At 67.0% G+C, this 19,027-nt stretch carries 19 protein-coding genes; 7 read left to right on the plus strand and 12 right to left on the minus strand.

Translation table 11 applies throughout. The features are described from left to right. Nucleotides 1-3 precede the first annotated feature (3 nt). Nucleotides 4-1,404, minus strand: a complete 1,401-nt coding sequence (locus tag VI123_RS14805; RefSeq protein WP_336338843.1) for a flippase — start codon at nt 1,402-1,404, stop codon at nt 4-6. A 113-nt stretch (nt 1,405-1,517) separates the two neighbouring features. Between VI123_RS14805 and VI123_RS14810 the strand changes: the two genes are divergently transcribed. Genes VI123_RS14810 through VI123_RS14820 form a run of 3 tightly spaced genes read left to right on the plus strand, consistent with a single transcriptional unit; the run spans nt 1,518 to nt 5,190 of the window. Next, nucleotides 1,518-2,699, plus strand: a complete 1,182-nt coding sequence (locus tag VI123_RS14810; RefSeq protein ID WP_336338844.1) for a glycosyltransferase family 4 protein — start codon at nt 1,518-1,520, stop codon at nt 2,697-2,699. 56 nt (nt 2,700-2,755) lie between these two features. After that, entirely contained in the window at nt 2,756-3,733 is a 978-nt protein-coding gene (locus VI123_RS14815; protein WP_336338845.1) for an alkaline phosphatase family protein, read from the plus strand. 2 nt (nt 3,734-3,735) lie between these two features. Beyond that, nucleotides 3,736-5,190: a sulfatase gene (locus VI123_RS14820; RefSeq protein ID WP_336338846.1), complete on the plus strand. Its 1,455-nt coding sequence runs from the start codon at nt 3,736-3,738 to the stop codon at nt 5,188-5,190. On the opposite strand, the gene VI123_RS14825 is transcribed toward VI123_RS14820, so the two are convergent. Next, nucleotides 5,181-6,029, minus strand: coding sequence for a TrmB family transcriptional regulator (locus tag VI123_RS14825; RefSeq protein WP_336338847.1), 849 nt, complete (start codon nt 6,027-6,029; stop codon nt 5,181-5,183). The two genes, VI123_RS14820 and VI123_RS14825, sit on opposite strands and share 10 nt — an antisense overlap. A gap of 246 nt (nt 6,030-6,275) precedes the next feature. Between VI123_RS14825 and aglJ the strand changes: the two genes are divergently transcribed. Beyond that, nucleotides 6,276-7,298, plus strand: a complete 1,023-nt coding sequence (aglJ, locus tag VI123_RS14830) for an S-layer glycoprotein N-glycosyltransferase AglJ (RefSeq protein ID WP_336338848.1) — start codon at nt 6,276-6,278, stop codon at nt 7,296-7,298. 1 nt (nt 7,299) lies between these two features. On the opposite strand, the gene VI123_RS14835 is transcribed toward aglJ, so the two are convergent. Both VI123_RS14835 and VI123_RS14840 read right to left on the minus strand, forming a co-directional pair. Beyond that, nucleotides 7,300-7,626, minus strand: coding sequence for a DUF5789 family protein (locus tag VI123_RS14835; RefSeq protein WP_336338849.1), 327 nt, complete (start codon nt 7,624-7,626; stop codon nt 7,300-7,302). A gap of 46 nt (nt 7,627-7,672) precedes the next feature. Further along, complete coding sequence (locus VI123_RS14840; RefSeq protein WP_336338850.1) at nt 7,673-8,023, minus strand: winged helix-turn-helix transcriptional regulator; 351 nt, start codon at nt 8,021-8,023, stop codon at nt 7,673-7,675. A 136-nt stretch (nt 8,024-8,159) separates the two neighbouring features. Here VI123_RS14840 and VI123_RS14845 point away from each other — a divergent pair, with 136 nt between their 5' ends. Both VI123_RS14845 and VI123_RS14850 read left to right on the plus strand, forming a co-directional pair. After that, nucleotides 8,160-8,579, plus strand: a complete 420-nt coding sequence (locus VI123_RS14845) for a DoxX family protein (protein ID WP_336338851.1) — start codon at nt 8,160-8,162, stop codon at nt 8,577-8,579. A 50-nt stretch (nt 8,580-8,629) separates the two neighbouring features. After that, entirely contained in the window at nt 8,630-10,279 is a 1,650-nt protein-coding gene (locus tag VI123_RS14850) for a rhomboid family intramembrane serine protease (protein WP_336338852.1), read from the plus strand. On the opposite strand, the gene VI123_RS14855 is transcribed toward VI123_RS14850, so the two are convergent. The 7 genes from VI123_RS14855 to VI123_RS14885 form a co-directional block, all read right to left on the minus strand. Next, nucleotides 10,276-10,902: an METTL5 family protein gene (locus VI123_RS14855; RefSeq protein WP_336338853.1), complete on the minus strand. Its 627-nt coding sequence runs from the start codon at nt 10,900-10,902 to the stop codon at nt 10,276-10,278. The two genes, VI123_RS14850 and VI123_RS14855, sit on opposite strands and share 4 nt — an antisense overlap. A gap of 50 nt (nt 10,903-10,952) precedes the next feature. Continuing rightward, nucleotides 10,953-12,512 (minus strand): sensor histidine kinase, encoded by a 1,560-nt coding sequence (locus tag VI123_RS14860; RefSeq protein ID WP_336338854.1) that lies wholly within the window; start codon nt 12,510-12,512, stop codon nt 10,953-10,955. A gap of 88 nt (nt 12,513-12,600) precedes the next feature. Further along, the gene (locus tag VI123_RS14865) at nt 12,601-13,674 is read right to left on the minus strand and encodes a hybrid sensor histidine kinase/response regulator (protein WP_336338855.1); all 1,074 of its coding nucleotides are present in this window, start codon (nt 13,672-13,674) and stop codon (nt 12,601-12,603) included. A 2-nt stretch (nt 13,675-13,676) separates the two neighbouring features. Then, complete coding sequence (locus VI123_RS14870; protein ID WP_336338856.1) at nt 13,677-14,123, minus strand: response regulator; 447 nt, start codon at nt 14,121-14,123, stop codon at nt 13,677-13,679. Continuing rightward, complete coding sequence (locus VI123_RS14875) at nt 14,116-16,047, minus strand: PAS domain-containing sensor histidine kinase (RefSeq protein ID WP_336338857.1); 1,932 nt, start codon at nt 16,045-16,047, stop codon at nt 14,116-14,118. The genes VI123_RS14870 and VI123_RS14875 overlap by 8 nt, the downstream gene beginning before the upstream one ends. A 61-nt stretch (nt 16,048-16,108) precedes the next feature. Next, on the minus strand, nt 16,109-17,155 hold the full coding sequence (gene dph2 / locus VI123_RS14880; RefSeq protein WP_336338858.1) for a diphthamide biosynthesis enzyme Dph2: 1,047 nt from the start codon (nt 17,153-17,155) through the stop codon (nt 16,109-16,111). Nucleotides 17,156-17,339: 184 nt separating this feature from the next. Further along, complete coding sequence (locus tag VI123_RS14885) at nt 17,340-17,873, minus strand: hypothetical protein (protein WP_336338859.1); 534 nt, start codon at nt 17,871-17,873, stop codon at nt 17,340-17,342. Between the two features lie 118 nt (nt 17,874-17,991). On the opposite strand from VI123_RS14885, the gene VI123_RS14890 reads away from it, so the two are divergent. After that, nucleotides 17,992-18,390, plus strand: coding sequence for a YlbF family regulator (locus tag VI123_RS14890; protein WP_008309674.1), 399 nt, complete (start codon nt 17,992-17,994; stop codon nt 18,388-18,390). A 77-nt stretch (nt 18,391-18,467) separates the two neighbouring features. Here VI123_RS14890 and VI123_RS14895 read toward each other — a convergent pair whose 3' ends face one another. Continuing rightward, nucleotides 18,468-18,917: a universal stress protein gene (locus tag VI123_RS14895; protein WP_336338860.1), complete on the minus strand. Its 450-nt coding sequence runs from the start codon at nt 18,915-18,917 to the stop codon at nt 18,468-18,470. Between the last annotated feature and the right edge of the window lie 110 nt (nt 18,918-19,027).

Raw genomic sequence — 19,027 nt, forward strand, 5'->3', positions numbered from 1 at the left:
GCGCTACACCATCTGTAACACGCGCTCCCTGATTTCGTGGTCCGTCGCCATGCCGAGGCCGTAGGCGACGACGCCGAGCGCGATGAGGCCGCCGAGCGTCACGAGCGTCGACGGCGGCAGGACGGTCGCCGCCGCGTACACGACTGCCCCCATCGCCAGCGCCGTCACTGTCTGCCTGCCGAGGGCCCGCCAGTTCGCCGTCACGGTGATGAACCGCCGGAGGTACACGACCTGGACGACGAGCGCGATGCCGACTGTCGTTATCGTCGCCGCCGCGGCCCCGACCGACCCGAGTTCCGGGACGAGCAACAGATTGAGAACGACGTTCGCGACGAGGGTCAGCGCGGCCGTCCGGAACACGAGGTTCGGCTTTCCGATACCCGTGAGCGTCCGCTGAATCAGGATTCTCGGGGCCTGCAGGAGCTTTTCCGCCATCAGGAGGACGAGAATCAGCCCGCCCGTGTCGAAGCCGTAGACGAGTTCCATGAACGGTTCGGCGAGTATCGCCACACCGACCACGGCCGGAATGACGAGCAGGAGGCCGTACGTGAACCCCTCGCTGAGCGCCGTCTCGATACGGCCGTACTCGTCGCGCGACGCCCACTCGCTGATTGAGGGGAACACCGCCCGGCTCAGCGCCTGGCTCGCCATGACCGCGACGACACTAACCTTCCATGACGCCTCGTACACCGCGACGGCGGTCTTCGAAGCGAAGTACGCCAGCACCAGCGTGTCGGCCCAGTTGTACGCCAGCGAACTTACGCTGTTGAACGACGTGAACTTCGAGAACCCCCAGAGGTCCCTGACGGTGTCCATCGTCGGCCAGACGATGTCGCTCGACAGCGAGACGTAGAACACGACGAACTTGAACAGGATGCCGACGAGGACGCCGTACAGGAGCGCGAAGATCTCGTAGCCGACCGCGATGAGAGCGACGCTCGTCGCCACCCTGACCGCCTCCCCGAACAGTTCGATGACCGAAGCCCGCGCGACCGCTCCCTCGCCGCGGAGGGCCGCGCCGATGAGCCAGCGGCCGGTACTGGAGACGATGAGGACGACGAGCAGCGGGACGATTGCGACGCCGATGTAGGCGGTGACCCAGTCCTGGAACAGGAAGAGCAGGGCCGCGACGATGCATATCGGCACGAGCGTTATCAGATAGCCGGCAGTCAGGTACGCGCCCCGGCGTTCCTGTCCGGCCTCACTCATCCGCTTCTCGATGCCCGTATCGACACCCAACCGGGTCGCCGTCTCGACGACGCTCATCACGGCGTCGAACGTGAAGAAAATCCCGAGCACCGTCCCGCCGAGCGTCTGCGCGAAGTATGCGGTGCCGACGAACCCCAGGAGACTCAGGAGGAGGTTCGAGGCGTAAATGGTGACGCTCGCCCGGTCGATGTCCATCGTGTGCGCCCTGTTTTCCTGTCGGGTTATTATGTTCTCCGTCTCGTCCCTATCCGCTGGACGGGTTAGCGACAGACGCAACGGTTTTATCCGCGACTACTCCATCACCACCCATGCCGCGGGTTCTCGTCGGGCCGACCAAAGCGGATATGCACAACGACGAATACGGGAAGAGCTACAACCTCCTGAACAACCTCCATGACGACCGCTTCACCGTCGATACGTACACGCGGACGGTTTCGGACCCGCTTGCCCCGGACAACGTCACCGTACACCCGCTGGGCGGCTCGAACAGGGTCTCCTTTTACGCGAAACTATATCGGACGCTCCTGCGGGAGCTGCGCCACGGACCCGTGGACATCTACCACCACATGAACCTCAGTTATCGGTGGTTCAATCCGCTCCTGGTCTCGGGCCTGCAGGGCGACGTCCCCGTCGTCGTCGGGCCCTGCCAGGCGGGCCACGCGATTATGGCCGAGGAGTTCAATCGAATGGTCTCCTCCTGGGTCGGAACAGACCTGCCGCGACCGCTCACCGACCCGCTCCATGCGGCTGTCGACGCGACGCGGGACGCCATCCTGGACCCGCCCCGGATGGACCTGTTCGAGCGGACGCTCGACGCCGCGGACCGGGTCGTCGTCGTCCACGAGGAGGGCCGGGAGGTGTACAGCGAGTTCGTCGACGAGTCGAAGCTTCGAACTATTCCGCTGGGCGTCGACCCGGACTTCTTCGAGTACAGCGAACCCGCCGACACGAAGGAACTGGTCGCCATCGGGAGCCTCCGGGAACGGAAGGGGTACGACGTCCTCTTCGAGGCACTGGACAGAATCAGACGGGAACACCCCGACGTCCACCTCAACGTCTTCGGTGACGGGCCGCTCGAAGAAGAACTGCGCGCGCAGGTCGAACGGCTCGACCTCTCGGAGAACGTCACCTTTCACGGCTACGTCGAGCAGTCCATCGTCCGGGACCATCTGTCGCGGGCGCGCGCCTTCGTCCACCCGTCCCGGTCCGAGAGCTTCTCCCTCGTCCGTCTGGAAGCGATGTCGACGGGCTGTCCGGTCGTCGTCACCGACATCTCCGGGGCGCGCGAGATGGTCCGTGAGGGAGAGGAGGGGTTCGTCGTCCCGAGAGAGTCACCCGAGCCAATCGCGGACGCCGTCACCACGCTGCTCTCCGATTACGAACTCACGAAGCGGATATCGAGACAGGCGCGGGCCCGCGTCGAGGAGAAGTACGACTGGCGGAAGATAGCCGGGGAGTACCTCGACGTGTACCGGTCGCTAGCCGGGTGAGCGTACCGCGTGCATCGAAAGGCCTTAAGCCATCGACTGAGACGTTCGGGGTAGATATGGTCCTCGTAGTGCTGGGTATCGATGCACTCGACCCCGAACTAGTCGATTCGACGGCGCATCCGAACCTGACCCTCGCCGACCACCACGCTATCGAGACGATACGGAGCGTCGAGGGCGGCCCCAGCACGCACGAACTCTGGCCGACGATAATCACCGGCCTGACGCCGCCGGAGCACGGCATCACGCTCGAGGACGGCGTCGCCTGGGAGAATCCCGTCCTCCGGTTCGGCAGCGCCGCCGCGGACTACCTCCTTCCGTCGGGGCTCCAGACGCGTCTCGGCGCGTGGCTCCTGAACAACACCGAACAGGACGCGTTCCGGATTCCGGCGACCTACTACGAGGAGCACGGGCTGACGACGGTCTTCGACGGCCGCGAAGCGGCTCCCATCGGCATCCCGAACTACGTGGTCGACCCCGACTCCGAGGACCGCGAGCACAGCCTCCGGCGGAACCTCGGGGACCTCTTCGAGCGGGACCTCGAAGCGAAGGGCGGCCACTCCTCGACGGACCCGGCGCTGTTCTACGAACAGTGCCTGGAGATGTCGATGGTCCGCCTCGCCCGCGCACGCCGGGCGCTCAGGGGCGGCCGACACGAACTGGTGTTCGCCTACACGAGCGGGCTCGACCTCATCGGCCACGTCGCCTACGAACAGCCCTCGCTGCAGGACCGCGCCTACGAGGAACTCGACGAGTTCGTCGGCGAGGTCCGGGACGACCTCGGCGACGACGACGAACTGCTGCTGGTCAGCGACCACGGTCTGCAGGACGGCGTTCACACCGACGAGGCGATGGTCGCTGGGACCGACGCCGACATGGTCGACGCCATCGAGAGCGTCGTCGACGTCCGGGCGGCCATCGAGGCCGAACTCGACGAGAACGACCACACGTCGACGCCGCAGGTCACGGCGACCGAGGACGGCGACCGCTCGGGCGAGGAAGTCAAGGAACACCTCGAAGACCTCGGGTACATGTAGCCATGTCGGCCGACCCGAACGTCCTCCTAGTCGTCCTCGACAGCGCCCGTGCACGGAACTGCAGCGCATACGGCCACGTCAACGAGACGACGCCGTTCCTCGAATCGTTCGCCGCCGAGCGCGCGACGCTGTACGAACAGGCACGGGCCCCCGGTGCCCGGAGCGTCACGAGCCACGCGAGCATCTTCTCCGGTCTGCACGTCGAAGAACACGGCGTCGTCTCGGCGGGCCACCGGCTCGACCCCTCGGCGTCGATATTCTCGCAGTTGCGCGAGGACGGCTACGGCACGGGCGTGTTCACCGAGAACGACTGGCTGACGGCGGTCGACGTGGGCCTGCGCGACGGGTTCGACGAAATCGTCGGCGCGCGGAACGTCCCGTTCCCGGAGGCCGTCAATCCACACGAGTTCGTCTCCAACGAGGGGCGGGGCCAGTACGCGGAGTTCGTCAGACTCGCGCTGACCGACGACGCGCCGCTCCGGTCGCTGGCCAACGGCGTGGCGACGAAGCTCCAGTCGGACTACAAGCGGTTCCTCCCGGACAGCGTCAGGGCCTCGACGCCGGCGGACGTCTACGTCGACGCGCTGCTGGACTGGAGCGACCGCCAGGACGGCCCGTGGGCGGCCTGCCTCAATCTGATGGACCCCCACATCCCCTACGAGCCGCTGCCGGAGTACGACGAGTGGGGCGGGTCGAGAGCGGCCGCCCTCCAGTCGTCCTTCGAGGACCAGAAGTGGGAGTTCAACGGCGGCCACCGACCCTGGTGGCAGAAGAAGGCGGTCGAGTCGCTGTACGACGGCGGGATTCGCCAGGCCGACGCGGAACTCGAACGGCTCGTCGCGGCGCTCGAACGGCGCGGCGAACTTGACGACACGCTGGTCGTCGTCACGAGCGACCACGGCGAGGGCTTCGGCGAACCGAGCGACGTTCGCCCGGGCGTCCGAGTGGCCGAACACGGCGTGGCGATTCACGACAGCGTGCTCCACGTCCCACTCATCGTCCGCTATCCGGGCCAGACCGAGGCCCGGCGCGTCGACCGCCCCGCGTCGCTAGTGGAGTTCCCGCGGGTCGTGAACCGCGTTCGGGAGGGCGAACACCCGTCTGCGGGCTTCTGTCCCGACGGCCCCGTCCTCGCTACCGCGGTGGGGCTCGACGAGCCGCTCCAGGAGCGGGCGGGCGCGTACGTCGACGACCTCTCCCCGTGGACGGCCATCTCCCGGGCGGTGTTCGAGAACGACGACGAGGGAGTTCGCAAGCACTGCACCAACCGCGACCGCGCGGCGACGGTGGTCAGCCGCGACGCCCAGGTCTCGTACAAGGTGTCCGACGACGGCGCGGAGCGCGTCGACCGCGCGTTCGAGTCCATCGAGGACCGCGGCGTCAAGACGGCCGGCGAGGACTTCGACGACCTCGACGACGGGACCTACCAGCGGCTGGAAGACCTCGGCTACGTCTGAGTCGGCGACGCGACGCTCTCGTACTCCCAGATTAAGTCGAAGTACCGCTTCATGCCGGCGACGAACGAGCCGTTGTCCGTAATCGCGGCCTGGCGCATGTGGTTGGGCACGTCCGGCTCCTCGACCAGCAGGATTGCCTCGCCGCTGTCGTAGTCCATGCTCGGGTCGACGAGCGTGCCGCGCCACGGGAGCTTCTCCGTGCTGAACCGCAGGTCGACGGCGGCGTAGTCGTCGCGCAGTCGGTCGACGATATCGGCCTGGACGGCAGCCTTCTCCGCCGGGAGCCGGTCGGGGTGCAAGAACAGGACGCTGACCTCGACTCCACGGTCCAGCGTCTCGGCCAGGGCCCGCTCGACGCTGTCGAGGTAGGCGAAGCTATTGGTGATGACCCGGAGGGTCTCGTCGGCGTCGTCGTACAGCCGTCTGGTCTCCCGTTCACTTGGCTCGCCCACGTCGACCACGTGGAACAGTTCGGCCGTCGGCGAGATGTCCTCGCTCGCCCGCTCGAACCGCGGTCCGTACTCGGCGAGGAAGGCGTCCCGGTGGGACTCGACGTCGGCGGCGAACGATTCGTAGGACTGCCGGTGGTTCTCGACGGCCCGGTCGAGGATTTCCTCGGGGGATTTGGGCTGGTACTCCTTGGGGCGGCCGGGGACCACTTTGATGAAGCCGCGGTCGGATAGCGACTCCAGCACCCCGTAGACGCGGGCCTTCGGGATGCCGCTGGCCTCCGCGAGGTTGGGGGCCGTCGTTCGACCGAGCGAGAGCAACTGTTCCAGCGCCGTCGCCTCGTATTCGGTCAGGCCGACCAGGTCGAACACGTCCGCTGGGTCGCTCATACACGACCATGTGCGGCAGGGACCGTAAAAGGCGTCGCCCGCCGTCCAAACCTATTAGTGGGTGGCGGCGAGTAGTTACTCGCAGAGTGAGTAACACAACTGACCCGGCCCGGACCGAGGAGGACCACCTGGCAGATATCGACGACGGCTGTGGCTGTGCGGAGGTCTGGGAGCACATGAGCGAGCAGCGGGACGACTGACGGCAGACCCGCATTTATTTGCCTCCCCGTGGCCGACGTTGGGACGATGGCCGACCGAGACGACGTCTGTATACTGTTGCCGACATTCAACGAGGCCGAGACCATCGAGTCGGTCGTGTCCGGGTTCCGCGAGCAGGGGTTCGACAACGTCCTCGTCGTCGACGGCGGGTCGACCGACGGGACGCGGGACATCGCCGAAGCGGCCGGCGCGCGGGTCGTCGAGCAGTCCGGCTCGGGGAAGGGACAGGCCGTCAGAGAGGCCGTCACCCGCCACGTCGAGCAGCCCTATGTCCTGATGGCCGACGGCGACGCGACCTACCGTCCCGACGAGGCCGACCGGCTGCTCGAACCGCTGCTGTCCGGTCAGGCCGCCCACGTCATCGGCAACCGGTTTGCGAACATGCAGCCCGGCGCGATGACGAAACTCAATCAGATAGGCAACCGCGTCATCAACAGCGCCTTCGGGACGATTCACGGCCGGGACCTCACCGACATCCTCTCGGGGTATCGCGCGTTCACGCGCCAGTCCTTCCAGCGGAGTTCGCTGACGGCCTCGGGCTTCGGCATCGAGACGGAGATGGCCGTCGAGTGTGTCAAACACAACATCTCGACGGCGGTGGTGCCGATAACCTACCAGCCCCGCCCCGACGAGTCCGACACGAACCTCCGGCCGTTCCGGGACGGCGCGACCATCATCCTGACGCTGTACCAGATGGCGAAGACCAACAACCCGCTGTTTTACTTCGGCAGCGTCGGCCTCGGAAGCACCGTGGTCGGCTTCCTGCTCGGGGCGTACGTCGCTTACGACTGGGTCGTCAACAGCATTTCACACGAGGTCATCGCCGTCATCGGCTCGTTCGCTATCCTGCTGGGGATTCAGCTGCTCATGTTCGGCGTCCTGTCGGACATGCTCGTGGCGGTGAACCGCGAGCAGACGCGCCGGCTGGAAGACATCGCTGTCCAGCTCAGCCGGGAGAGTCACGCCGCGTCGACGGACGTGTTCGAGGACCAGCGGGGCGACGACGCGGAGGCGGACGCGGTGGTGTCGCCACACCAGCCTGACGAGTAGCTCAGAACGGGACCAGCGCGCGCAGCTGGGAGAGAATGCTGTTTCTGGTGGCCTCTCGCTTCTGTTCGAATATCGGGTGGAGGTCGTTGAGCAGTTCCTGCTCGTTGTCGAACTGTGTCGCGTTCGTCTCTTCGAGCGCCTCGGCGACGGTCATCGAATGGCCCGACGCGTCGAACGGGACCGTGATGTGGCCGGCGGCGTCGCGGACCTCCGCCGCGGTCGCGGGATACGCTATCTCCACGTCGGTCAGACGGGCGTCGAGAGCAGCGATACCGAACTCAATGACGTCTGGCTCGTCGCTGTTGTCGGCTGGTGGCCGTACTCCCATTGATAGAGCGATGGGGCCGGGGGATAGAAAAGTCTGTGTTGTCAGGTCATCCCTGGCAGCCGGCCAGCCACTCCTCGGCCCAGTCCTCGATTTCGTCGAACACCGGACAGAGGGATTCGCCCTTCGGCGTGAGCTGGTAGTACGTGGCGACGGGGGCGTCCTCCTCCAGTCGCCGGTCGACGAAGCCCATCTCCTGGAGGTCGTCGAGGACCCGCGAGAGGGTGCGCGAACTGGCGTCGGTGGCGCGTTTGAGTTCGTTGAACCGCTGTTCGCCGTTCTGGAGCTCGTGGAGCACGACCAGCCGCCAGCGCGACCCTATCTGTTCCAGCGACTCGATGACGGCACAGGGCCCGCTCTCCTCTTCCTCGTCCGCCGCGGTGAAGACTTCAGATGACATCGGTGCTATCTGGTATCCTCCTTGTCCGGGAACGTACATATAGGTTCGGATACGAACCAAGTAACGTAATGAAACCACAATACGTCGTTTCACAGCACCGCACCGCAACCGCCGACGCCACGGAGGTGAGCGCCTGATGGCGTTCGAGACCGCGGGCGCGGCCGAACTGTTCCTCCTCGCCCGCCTGCTGTTCGGCGGCGTCCTCGCGTTCATGGGCCTGAACCACTTCAGCAGCGCCGAGCAGTTGGCCCCCTACGCCGAGGCCAAGGGGCTACCGGCACCTGCGGCGTCCGTCTACGCGAGCGGCGGCCTGCTCGTCGTCAGCGGCGTCGCCGTCGTCCTCGGTGCCTTCCCCGTCCTCGCGGCGGGCGCGCTCGCGACCTTCCTCCTCGTCTCCGCGGTGACGATGCACGACTTCTGGGCGGTCCCCGAGGACCAGGTGCAGGACGAGATGACGGGGTTCCTCAAGAACGTCGCCCTCGCGGGCGGCGCGCTGGCGCTGCTTGCCGCGGCCGGCACGGCCTGGCCTTACAGCGTCGGTCTGACCCTGTTCTGACCTCCGGTCGCCGTCATCCATAAGCCGCCCCGTACCCGAACTGTGCGTGAATGATACAGTCGCTGCCGACGCCGGCCGCACCCGGCTGGCTCCCGTGGCAGGAAGCGGTCGTCCTCGCCGTGGTCCTCGGCGTCCTCCTCGCGGTCCGACGCCTGGCCGACGCCCGACCGGGGACCAGCGCCCGGGCGCGGCTCTTCCTCGGCGTCCCGTGGGGAACGCTGCTGACGATGGCCGCCGTCACGGCGGTGTACCTGTTCCTGCAGGGCGCGTGGTGGCACCCGCGAAACCCGCTCGTGACGCCCTTCCGGACGTGGTCGTACTTCTACCCGTTCGGGATGCTCACCGGGGCGTTCACCCACGGTAGCCAGGGCCACCTCACGGGGAACCTCATGGGAACGCTGGTGTACGGAACGGTCGCGGAGTACGTCTGGGGCCACTACCCTCGGGAGCGCGGCGTGCAGACGTTCACGTCGCTCCGAACGAACCCTCTGGCCCGGATTCTGGCCGTCCCCGCCGCCATGTTCGCCGTCGGCGTGTTCTCCGCAGTGTTCGCCATCGGGCCGGTCGTGGGTTTTTCCGGCGTGGTGTTCGCCCTCGCCGGGTTCGCGCTCGTGACGCGGCCGACGCTGTTTCTCGGCGCGTTGCTCGGCTCCCGGGTGCTCGACCTCCTCTATTCGGCGCTTCGCTACCCGGTGTCGACGGCGTCGGGGCAGACCCGGTTCGTGACGCCGTGGTGGTCCAACGTCGCCATCCAGGGCCACGCTATCGGCATCCTGGCTGGCGTCGTCGTCGCCCTCGCGCTCCTGTGGCACCGGGACGAGCGCCCCGACACGCTCCGGGTGTTCTTTGCGACGCTCGTGTTCGCCGTCGCACAGGGGCTGTGGGCGGTGTACCTCCCGCTCGGCGGCGGCCGGTTCCGGCTGTTTCGCTGGGCTGGGACGGCGCTCGTGTTCGTCCTGGCGCTGGTCGTCGCGGCGGCTACCGTCGGCTCCGACCGTCGGTTCCGGCCGACCTTCGACCGGCGGCCGGCCTCGCTCGCGGTGCTGGTCCTGCTGGTCGTCCTCGCCGCGCTGAGTCTCGCCGCCGTCCCGACCAACGTCGTCGACATCCGGGCGGACCAGCTCCCCGAGGACGGCATCGAGGTCAGGGACTACGTGGTAACCTACGATGAGGACGTACCCAACGCGTACTTCGAGGGAATCTGGATGCCCACACGGGGGGTGACGAGCGTCAACGCGAGCGGCGTCATCGTCGCCAGCGCGGACCGAGATGTCTGGATAGTCGCCGTCCAACCGGGCCAACTGGCCGTCGACGGCGAGGAACGGGTCACGGTCGGCGGGCCGACCTGGCGCGAGTCGGTGTACGCGACCCGGACGGACTGGGCAGTTGTCGGCAACACCAGCGTCTACCGAGTCCAGCTCAGACGCCAGGACAGCCGGGCCCGGACGGCCTACACCTCGGCACCGTCGACGGCGGACCTGACACTCGACGGCCGGAACGTGACGCTGGCGGCCCGCGAAAACGGGTTCGACGTGGTCGTCACCCGGGGCAACGAGACGGTCGGGCAAGCGCCGCTACCGGCGAACATGACGCAGACGCGAATCGGCGGCCTGACCGTCAAGCGGAACCGGACCCGGCTGTACGCGGGGACCGGCGACACCCGCGTCAAGGTCGCGCAGCGCCGCCAGACTGACCGCTAGGTCCAGTCGATGCGGTACACTTCCGCCGTGATGGCCCGGCGGTCCGACTCGTGGAAGTCGAACTGCCGCGGCAGGTCGAACTCCGTCTCGAAGGCGTGGGTCACCTCGCCGCCGTTGTCGGCGGCGAACGACTCCACGAACGACCGGCTCCCCTCGTTGTGAATCGAGTAGGAGACGCCCGCGATGGCCGCGGCGGTTTCGAGGAACCGGCGGTCGGCGTGTTCGTTGTCCGACTGCGCGCCGAACGGTGGATTCATGACGACGGTGGTTTCGCCGACGGGGGGACACAGCGGGGCCGCCGTCGCGTCCGCCCGGACCCACGAGACCGACGTGGTCGACCCGACCTTCCGCTCGTTAGCCCGCGCCGTCGACAGCGGCGCGGGGTCGATGTCCAGCCCGACGACCCGGGCCGGCGACCGCAGCGCCGCACCCAGCGCCAGCATGCCGGTGCCACAGCCGAGGTCGACGACCGTCCGCCCCTGGATGTCGTCCTGGAGGTCCGCGGTGTGGACGAGATGCGCCGCCAGGTCCGGCGGTGTCCGGTACTGTTCGAGACTGGCCCGTGGGTTGTCGAACCCGGCGACGACGGCGAGCTGCTGGGCGAGCGCACTCTTTGTCGGCATTGCCGGAGATACGCCCAATTCATTCAAAAACGTTTGGAAATGCCCAGTAGTTATGACACCTGGAGTTGGACGTAGAAGGCGGCTCCGCCGAGGTCGCTGTCTTCGACCCAGATGTCGCCGCCGTAGCTGTCGACCATCACCGACACGAAGTAGAGTCCGAACCCGGTCCCCTGCGACTGGCTCCCGTACTCGCCCTTCTCGAAGACGGCTTCGCGCTCGGCGGGCGGTATCCCGGGGCCGTCGTCGGCGACGCGCAGGCGCACCACCGACCCGTCGAGTTCCGTCGTCAGTTCGATTGTCGGGGCCGGACCGCCGTGTTCGACGGCGTTTGTCAGGATGTTGCCGACCACGTCGTCGAGGAGGTCGTCGGCCACGACGTCGACCCCCCGGTGAACGTCAGTTTCGACCGACCCGTTCTCGTCCATCGAGGCTGCCCTGTCCGCCGCTCGCTCGACGACCGGAGCCAGTTCAACTGACGCCGCGTCGGTCAGCCCGTCCTCCGACATCGTGCTCAGGACGCTCCGGACCTTCCGTGTGAGGTCGACGATGTCCCGGCTCCAGTCCAGAATCGTCTCGGCGTAGGTGGCCCGTGTCCCCTCCAGCGAGTCCGCGAGCGTCTCCGCGCGGGCCTCGATGACGTTCATCCCGTTGAGGATGTCGTGTCTGAGAACGCTGTTGAAAAACTCCATCTGCTCTTCGCGGCGCTTGCGGTCCGTTATGTCCGTTCCCTCGACGACGAGCTTCCGGACGGTGCCCTCGGCCGAGACCGGCCTGGCCACGACGGCGGTCGAGATACGCTGGCCGTCGGCCCCGACGTGTTCCGCCTCGAACCGGACTATCTCACCCCCGGCGGCCCGCTCGACCGCGTCCCGACAGCGGTCCGCGACGGCTTCGTCGTGGGTCCACCAGGGCGTCTCCCAGAACGGGTCCCCGAAGACCGTTTCCGCCTCGGCGTCGATGAACTCCAGCGCGGTCTCGTTGGCCCTGACGAGGGTCCCGTCCGCGTCGAGGATACCGATGAACGTCTCCGGAGAGTTGAACGTCGCTTCGAGCAGGCGCTGGCTCCGGTCGCGCGTCCTGACGGTCTGCTCGCGCTCTATCTCTGCCTCCACCCACCGCGTCAGGTGTTCGAACAGCGTCCGCTGCCAGTCGGTGAGGTCCGCAATCGCCTCGCGGTCGTTGACGAAACACAGCGTCCCGTACTCCGAGCCGTCGGCCTGCAGCGTCGTCCCGACGTACGCCTCCAGCCCGAACCGCTCGTAGGCGGGGTCTGTCGGCATCGACTCGCTCGCGTCGGCGACGACGTAGATACCGGCCTCTTCGAGCGTGTGTCTGCAGTACGTCTCCGAAAGCGGTGTCCTGTCCCCCGGCACAATCGCCGCCGACAGACCGCTGCTGGCGACGACTTCGTGTTCGCCGCCGGAGATGACTGCGATGTGCCCGTTCGGAAACCCCAGGTGCTCCCGACCGACGGCCAGGACCGGTTCGACCCGCTCCCGAAACGACGACCCGCCGGCGGCCATCGCTGCAGTCAGGTCCTGCATGGCCGCGAGGTATCGGTCGCGCTCCGCCGAATCGCCGTCTTCGACGTCCTCCGGCCGGTCGTCCATATCGACGAGTCTCCCTCGGTGGAATTGAATATTCGCCTCCGGTTCTCAGGAGTTGAAACGCCGTCGGCCGGCGCGAAAGCACCGGCGGCTACAGCGACGCGTGCGGGAGTTCGACGTAGAAGGCGGCTCCGCCGAGGTCGCTGTCCTCGACCCAGATGTCGCCGCCGTAGCTCCGCACCATCGTGTCCACGAAGTAGAGACCGAAGCCGGTGCCGCCGGACTCGGAGCCCTTCTCGCCGCGCTCGAAGATGCGGCGGGCCTCGCTGTCCGGGACGCCGTCGCCGTCGTCGGCGATACAGACCGTCACGACGCCGTCCTCGACCGCCGTCGTCACGTCGATGGTCACGTCCGGGCCGCCGTGTTCGACCGCGTTGAGAAAGAGGTTCCCGAACACGTCGTCGAGCAGTTCGTCCGCGATGACTGTGACCGAGTGTGGTTCGACGGTGACGGTACACTCGTCGCTGACCGACTGTGCGCGCTCCGCCGCGGCGGCGAGGACGGTCTGTAGCTCCCGGTGTTCGTGGTCCCGCCCACCCTCGTCCGTGACCGTCTCCAGCACCGACCGGACCTTCTCGGTGAGGTCGATGAGGTCGTCGCTCCACTGGACGATGGTCGATGCGTACTCCCGCTCCTTGCTTTCGAGCTCGCTTTCGAGGAGTTCGCCCCGGGCCCGGATGACGTTCATCCCGTTGAGGATGTCGTGTTGCAGGATGCTGTTGAAGAAGTCCATCTGGTCAGTCTGGCGCTGGATGGCGCGTTGCTGGCGGCTCCTGACGACCGCGTACCGGAGCGCCCGGACGAGCCGATCGCCGTCCAGGTCCGCCTTCGGCAGGTAGTCCTGTGCCCCGCGGTTGATGGCTTCGATGGCCATCTCCTGGTTCTGCATCCCGGTGAGCACGATAATCGGCGCAGCGTCGACCATCTCGGTCGCCCGGTCGAGCGTCGCAAGCCCCGTCGACTCGGGCAGACCGAGGTCCAGCAACACCACGTCGTACGTCGCCCCGGACCGCTCGGCGACGGGGGCCAGCGACTCGACGTGGGACACGGTCACGTCGTCGACGAAGTGCGCCACGGCCGGCGATTTCAGGTGGTGGTCGACGAGGCGGGCGTCCCCGGGGTTGTCCTCGACCAGGAGCACGTCGAGATGAACCGTCTCCGGCATCGTTACTTCGGCGGCCGCTTGACGACCGTCAGGAAGAACTCCTCGACGCTGCTCACGACGTCGACGAACCCGTCGAAGTCCACCGGTTTCGTCAGGTAGGCGTTCGCGTGGAGATTGTACGACTCGACGATGTCTTCCTCGGCCTCGGAGCTGGTCAACACGACGACCGGAATCCGCCGGAGCGACTCGTCGGTTTTCATCTCTTCGAGGACATCCTGGCCCCCTTTTCGGGGCATGTTGAGGTCGAGCAACAGCAGGTCCGGGCGGCTCGCGTCCGCGTACTCGCCCTCCTGCCGGAGGAACTTCAGCGCCTCGACGCCGTCGTTGACCACGTGGAGGTTGTTCAGCACCTTCCCCTTCTCCAGGGCCTTCTCGGTCAGTTTGACGTCCCCGGGGTTGTCCTCGGCCAGCAGAATCTCGACCGGCCGGCCCTCCGCGGACTCAGTCATCGCTCGTCACCTCCGCCACCGCGGGCAAGGTGAACTTGAACGTCGCCCCCTCGTCGGACGGCTCGACCCAGATGCGCCCGCCGTGACGCAGGACGATTCGCTGGCAGACCGCCAGGCCGATGCCGGTGCCCGCCGTGTCGTGTGCGCCGGTCCGGTGGAAGATGTCGAACACGTCCTCGCGGTCCGTCGCCGGAATCCCCGGCCCGTTGTCCGAGACGGTGAACACGACGTCGTCCTCGTCCCGCTCCGCGCGAACCTCGATGCGGGGGTCGATGCCGGCTTCCGCGGCGTACTGGATGGCGTTTTCCAGGAGGTTCTGGAACACCTGCCCGACCTGGTCCGGGTCGGCCTCGACGGGCGGCAGCGTCCCGGCGGTGACGGTGGCGTTTGCCTCCTCGATTCGCATCTGCAGGGAATCGAGCGTCCGGTCGAGCACCGCGCCGGGGGCCGTCTCCTCGAAGTCGCTGGCGGTCGTCTCGACCCGCGAGTACCGGAGCAAGGCGTTGACCATGTCCTGCATCCGGTGGGCACCGTCGACGGCGAAGGCCATGTACTCGGCGGCCTCCTCGTCTAGGTCGTCGCCGTACTCGCTGTCCAGCAGGTCGACGTAGCTCGATACCATCCGGAGCGGTTCCTGCAGGTCGTGGGAGGCGATGTAGGCGAACTGCTGGAGCGCCTCGTTTGACCGCTCCAGTTCTGCCTGCTTCGCTTTGAGCCGCGTCTCCCGCTCGATACGCTCCAGCGCGGCGGCCGCCGTGCCCGCGAGAATCTCTAGCAGGAACCGCTCGTCGGTGTCGAACGACGACACTGTCTCCGAGCCGATACACAGCAGCCCCCGGTCGTCGAGCGGGAGGCACAGGAGCGTCCGCATCGGCAGCTCCGGTGCCGAGGGGTTCGACAGCTCCTGATAGTCCTCGATGACGGTCGGCTCGCCCCCGTGGAAGATATCGTTCTCGGCGCTCTCGGGCCCCATCGCCGGGAGGTCCGCGGGCGCATCCACGCCGGCGAAGTCGGTCGCCGCTGCCGTCGCGCCGATTGGGTAGAGCGTGTCGTCCTCGTCGTCGTAGGTCCACATCGCGGCGAGTGGCTGGTCGACGATGCGCTGTGCGATGTGGACGACCGTGTCCGCGGCCGCGGTCTCCGCGCGGCTGTACAGTAGCTCGTTCGTCGCCTCGCTGAGCGCCTCGACGCGCTCCTCGCGCCGTTTGAGGTCGGTGATGTCCCTGGCGACGCTGACGACCTGCACGAGCCGGCCGCGGTCGTCGAACACCGGCCGATACCACGTCTCGAAGACGAGGTCGCCGACCGCCTGTGTCACGCGGACCTCCTCGCCGCCGAGGGCTCGCTCGACGGCGTCGATGATGTCCGGGTACTCGCTGTAGGCCTCGAACACCGACGCCCCTTCGAGTTCGCCGGGCGCTAATTCGAGGCTTTCCAGCCCCTTGCCGGCCGAGTAGGTGAACACGCCGTCCGGGTCGAGCGTGAACACGACCACGGGGAGGTTCTCCACGAGGGTCCGGAGCTGTTCGCCCTGCTCGACGTGTTTCTGTTCCCGCTCGCGGATGTCGGTCACGTCGTGGATAAAGGCCACGACGCGCGTCTCGTCGCCGAGGGTCGCCCGTTCGAGCGTCACTTCGACCAACTGGTCCGTGCCGCCGGGGCCCTCGGTCGTCCACTCGACCTCGGCCGACCCCGATTCGGCCGCCTCCGTTATCAGTGCGTTCGCGTCCGCGGTGGAGAACCCCGGAGGACTGAACTCGCCGACATGCATCCCGACGATATCCTCCGGCGCGCACCCGAGCAGTTCGCCCGCGGCCCGGTTGGCGCGGACGACCGTCCCGGTGTCGGCGTCGTGGACCATAATCGGGTCCGGATTCGCCTCGAAAACGTCCCGATAGATGACCCCGTCCTCAGTAGAAGCCATACGGGGTTTCGACTGCCGGAGTACAAGACTGTACTCCCGCTGTTCTCAGCAGTGAGAACGGCTACCAGGTGCCGTGGAAGGTGTCGAACTCCAGGGAGTCGAGGGGCTTCTCGCCGATGGCGATTTCGTACTCGCCGGGCGTGAGCATCGGCTTCTTGAACTGCGGGCCGTCGTCGGTCGTGATGCGCGGACAGCCGGTGTTGACGTAGGCGTCCATCCCGAAGTTCGTCAGGCGGTCCGGGGTCACTTCGTCCATCGTGATGAGGTAGGCGTTGTCGTTGTTCTCGACGATTTCCTGGGCCGTGTCCCAGCGGCCCTGCCCGATTTTGGTACAGAAGATGACGCCCCAGGACTCGGCGTCCATCGCGCGGTGGACCGCGCCGTAGCGCTGTTTCATGAACTTCTCCGTGTCCGCGACGGTGACGACGTTGTTGACCGGGTCCGCGATGACGACGTGTTTCTCGGGGTGTTCCATCGCCAGCCCGAGCGGGTGGAACTTCCCGCCGCCGACGTACAGCATCTGGTCGGCGTCCACGTCGGCGCTGGCGTAGTTACAGCCCAGCACCTGCCCTTCGTGGGTCAGCCGCTCGTCGCCGCGGCGCGTGTGGACCGTGTAGCCCCGGTCTTCGAGCCACTCGCGCATCTCGCCGAACTTGTTCATGTGCTGGGCCGTCGTCACCAGCCCCACGTCGGGGTCCTCGGCCGGGTCCGCGAGCTGTTCCTCGCGGGCCTGCTCCATGATGGGGAAGACGTCGACGTTCGAGAACAGCGGCACGTAGATAATCTTGTCCGACTCCTTCATCGGGGAGTGCCCGAAGTGGACGAACACGTCCGTCCGGCGCATCATGTACGTGTCGAGGTCGCAGGCCCCGTAACAGGGCTGGCCCGAGAGCAGGACGGTCACGTCATCGGGCAGTTCCTCCCGCAGGTCGTCGGCCACGGACGGGCCGCGGCGTTTCAGCCCTTCGGGGAACTGCAGTCCGACCTTCTCGGCGTCCCGTTCCTCGACGGCCTCGACGATGCGGTCGAGTTCGTAGTCCCACTCGCGGTCGTGTTTGAGCGACAGCCCGGTGTTCCGGAGGTCGCCCTCGGTCCGCTCTTGACTCATTGCACCGTTGTATCCGTTCGAGCGGCATAACCCCCGTGTTTCGTCGAGCGACCCGAACGCCCGAACCGAGCCCGCTTCGTCACAGTTCGCTGCTTCCGGTGGCGACTCGCCCGCCGTCGCCCGGCCCGTATCGGCACAGCGGTCGCTCGCGGCTGCGTACGGCGATACCGAGAGACGCGGCCGGTTAGAGCCGCGACGCCACTATAGGCACGGCGGTCCCGAGCGTCACGACGATGGTCACGAACACGACCCACTGGACCAGCACCGAGCGGCTGTCGGTCGCGTCCGTCCAGGCGCTCGACGACCGCTGGATACCGACCGCCAGTGCCACCGCCACCGCGACGAAAGACAGGGGAATGCCAACCAACAGCGGTACGGGACCGACGCTGGCGCGTATCAAGCCCAGTTCACGGACCGGGATGAACAGAAGCAGGAAGACGACGCCGTAGCCGACCCCGAAGACCGCCGACAGGAGGAGGTACCGGAGTCGGAAGGCGACGCGCCACGGCGGCGTCCGGTCGTCGGGCGCGCCTCCGGACGCGAGGAGCAGGAACCGGCGCACGTCCGGCAGGACGTACAGGAGCGGCACCGAGAGCACCGACCCGACGACGCCCATCGTGGCGGCTATGCCGAACAGGATTCCGAACGACAGCACTGCCAGTATGAGGAGATAGAGGAAGACGGCGAGTATGGCGGCGATACCGTCGAGCAGTTGCATAGCCTGTCAACTCCGCGAGGGGACTTGAAGCAATGGGACTGTCGAGTCCCCGGTCTCACCGGTCCGTCGCACACCGGTTTCGGCAGGCCTATACCGCCCGAGTCCATAGCCTGGCGTGATGAGCATCGAGACTGATACCGCCGCTGATATCGACGGTGACCACGTCGAGGCGCTCGCCACGGAGTTCGGCGAAGCGATAGCCGAACTGCCGGTGTACCAGCGATTCAAGGAGACCAAGGACGCCGTCGAGAACCACGACGAGGCCCAGGCGGCCATCAAGGAGTTCGAGCAGATACGCGAGGAGTTCATGCTCGCCCGCCAGACCGGCAACGCCTCCCAGGAGGACCTCCGGAAGGTCCAGCAAAAGCAGGAGGAGCTCCACGACATCCCCGTGATGAGCGACTACCTGGAGGCTCAGAACGAACTCGAACTTCGTCTGCAGGAACTCAACGAAATCGTCTCCGAGGAACTGGCCGTCGACTTCGGCCAGAAGGCCGGCGGCTGCTGCGAGGACTGAGCCGTTTTCCGGAGTATCGCCGGTCGAACGCGCCGGCCCCGACGGTAGTTACCGCCCGGGAGGGACCCGTCGGGTCGTCACTCCTCGACTTCGGTCTTTACCACGACCGACGGCCGCTCGGTCAGCCTGAGCACTTTGTCCGTGATGCTGCCAAGGAGGCTCCGGTACTCCGCCGGCCGGCGCTTGGTCCCGAGGACGAGCACGTCGGCGTCGACCTCGTCGGCGGCGTCGATGATGGATTCGGCCGGCCGCCCGTGTTTCAGGGTCGTCGTCACCTCGACGCCGGCCGCCTCCGCGTCGGCCCGTATCCGGGCCAGCGTCTCCTGTCCCGTCTCTTCGAGGCCGTGTTCCGGCCCCTCCGACTCGTCGACGTACTCGTCGCCGCTGTAGGCCGTGTACACGTCTTCGTCGACGACGTACACCACGTGGAGGGTCGCGTCGTGGTCTCCTGCGAGGGTAATCGCGTGGGACTCGGCGTTGGTCGATGCCGCTGTGCCGTCGGACGCAAGGAGGATGCTGTCGTACATACAGGTGACGTTTCACACAGCTAGGAAATAAACTGAGGCCCCGGTTCTCAGACGCCGAGAGTCGGCCGGCGTCTCACACTGCCGACCGGCGTCTTCGAAACACCTTAGCG

This window comes from Haloarcula sp. DT43 (genome assembly GCF_037078405.1).
GTDB lineage: Archaea > Halobacteriota > Halobacteria > Halobacteriales > Haloarculaceae > Haloarcula > Haloarcula brevis.

Excerpts from the sequence above, each read along its gene's own strand:
- VI123_RS14875 (WP_336338857.1), bottom strand. The coding sequence starts at position 16,047 with ATGGCTTCTACTGAGGACGGGGTCATCTATCGGGACGTTTTCGAGGCG.
- dph2 (WP_336338858.1), bottom strand. The coding sequence starts at position 17,155 with ATGAGTCAAGAGCGGACCGAGGGCGACCTCCGGAACACCGGGCTGTCG.
- VI123_RS14870 (WP_336338856.1), bottom strand. The coding sequence starts at position 14,123 with ATGACTGAGTCCGCGGAGGGCCGGCCGGTCGAGATTCTGCTGGCCGAG.
- VI123_RS14865 (WP_336338855.1), bottom strand. The coding sequence starts at position 13,674 with ATGCCGGAGACGGTTCATCTCGACGTGCTCCTGGTCGAGGACAACCCC.
- VI123_RS14810 (WP_336338844.1), top strand. The coding sequence starts at position 1,518 with ATGCCGCGGGTTCTCGTCGGGCCGACCAAAGCGGATATGCACAACGAC.
- VI123_RS14850 (WP_336338852.1), top strand. The coding sequence starts at position 8,630 with ATGATACAGTCGCTGCCGACGCCGGCCGCACCCGGCTGGCTCCCGTGG.
- VI123_RS14820 (WP_336338846.1), top strand. The coding sequence starts at position 3,736 with ATGTCGGCCGACCCGAACGTCCTCCTAGTCGTCCTCGACAGCGCCCGT.
- VI123_RS14845 (WP_336338851.1), top strand. The coding sequence starts at position 8,160 with ATGGCGTTCGAGACCGCGGGCGCGGCCGAACTGTTCCTCCTCGCCCGC.
- VI123_RS14860 (WP_336338854.1), bottom strand. The coding sequence starts at position 12,512 with ATGGACGACCGGCCGGAGGACGTCGAAGACGGCGATTCGGCGGAGCGC.
- VI123_RS14815 (WP_336338845.1), top strand. The coding sequence starts at position 2,756 with ATGGTCCTCGTAGTGCTGGGTATCGATGCACTCGACCCCGAACTAGTC.
- VI123_RS14835 (WP_336338849.1), bottom strand. The coding sequence starts at position 7,626 with ATGGGAGTACGGCCACCAGCCGACAACAGCGACGAGCCAGACGTCATT.
- aglJ (WP_336338848.1), top strand. The coding sequence starts at position 6,276 with ATGGCCGACCGAGACGACGTCTGTATACTGTTGCCGACATTCAACGAG.
- VI123_RS14840 (WP_336338850.1), bottom strand. The coding sequence starts at position 8,023 with ATGTCATCTGAAGTCTTCACCGCGGCGGACGAGGAAGAGGAGAGCGGG.
- VI123_RS14885 (WP_336338859.1), bottom strand. The coding sequence starts at position 17,873 with ATGCAACTGCTCGACGGTATCGCCGCCATACTCGCCGTCTTCCTCTAT.
- VI123_RS14890 (WP_008309674.1), top strand. The coding sequence starts at position 17,992 with ATGAGCATCGAGACTGATACCGCCGCTGATATCGACGGTGACCACGTC.
- VI123_RS14825 (WP_336338847.1), bottom strand. The coding sequence starts at position 6,029 with ATGAGCGACCCAGCGGACGTGTTCGACCTGGTCGGCCTGACCGAATAC.
- VI123_RS14855 (WP_336338853.1), bottom strand. The coding sequence starts at position 10,902 with ATGCCGACAAAGAGTGCGCTCGCCCAGCAGCTCGCCGTCGTCGCCGGG.
- VI123_RS14895 (WP_336338860.1), bottom strand. The coding sequence starts at position 18,917 with ATGTACGACAGCATCCTCCTTGCGTCCGACGGCACAGCGGCATCGACC.
- VI123_RS14805 (WP_336338843.1), bottom strand. The coding sequence starts at position 1,404 with ATGGACATCGACCGGGCGAGCGTCACCATTTACGCCTCGAACCTCCTC.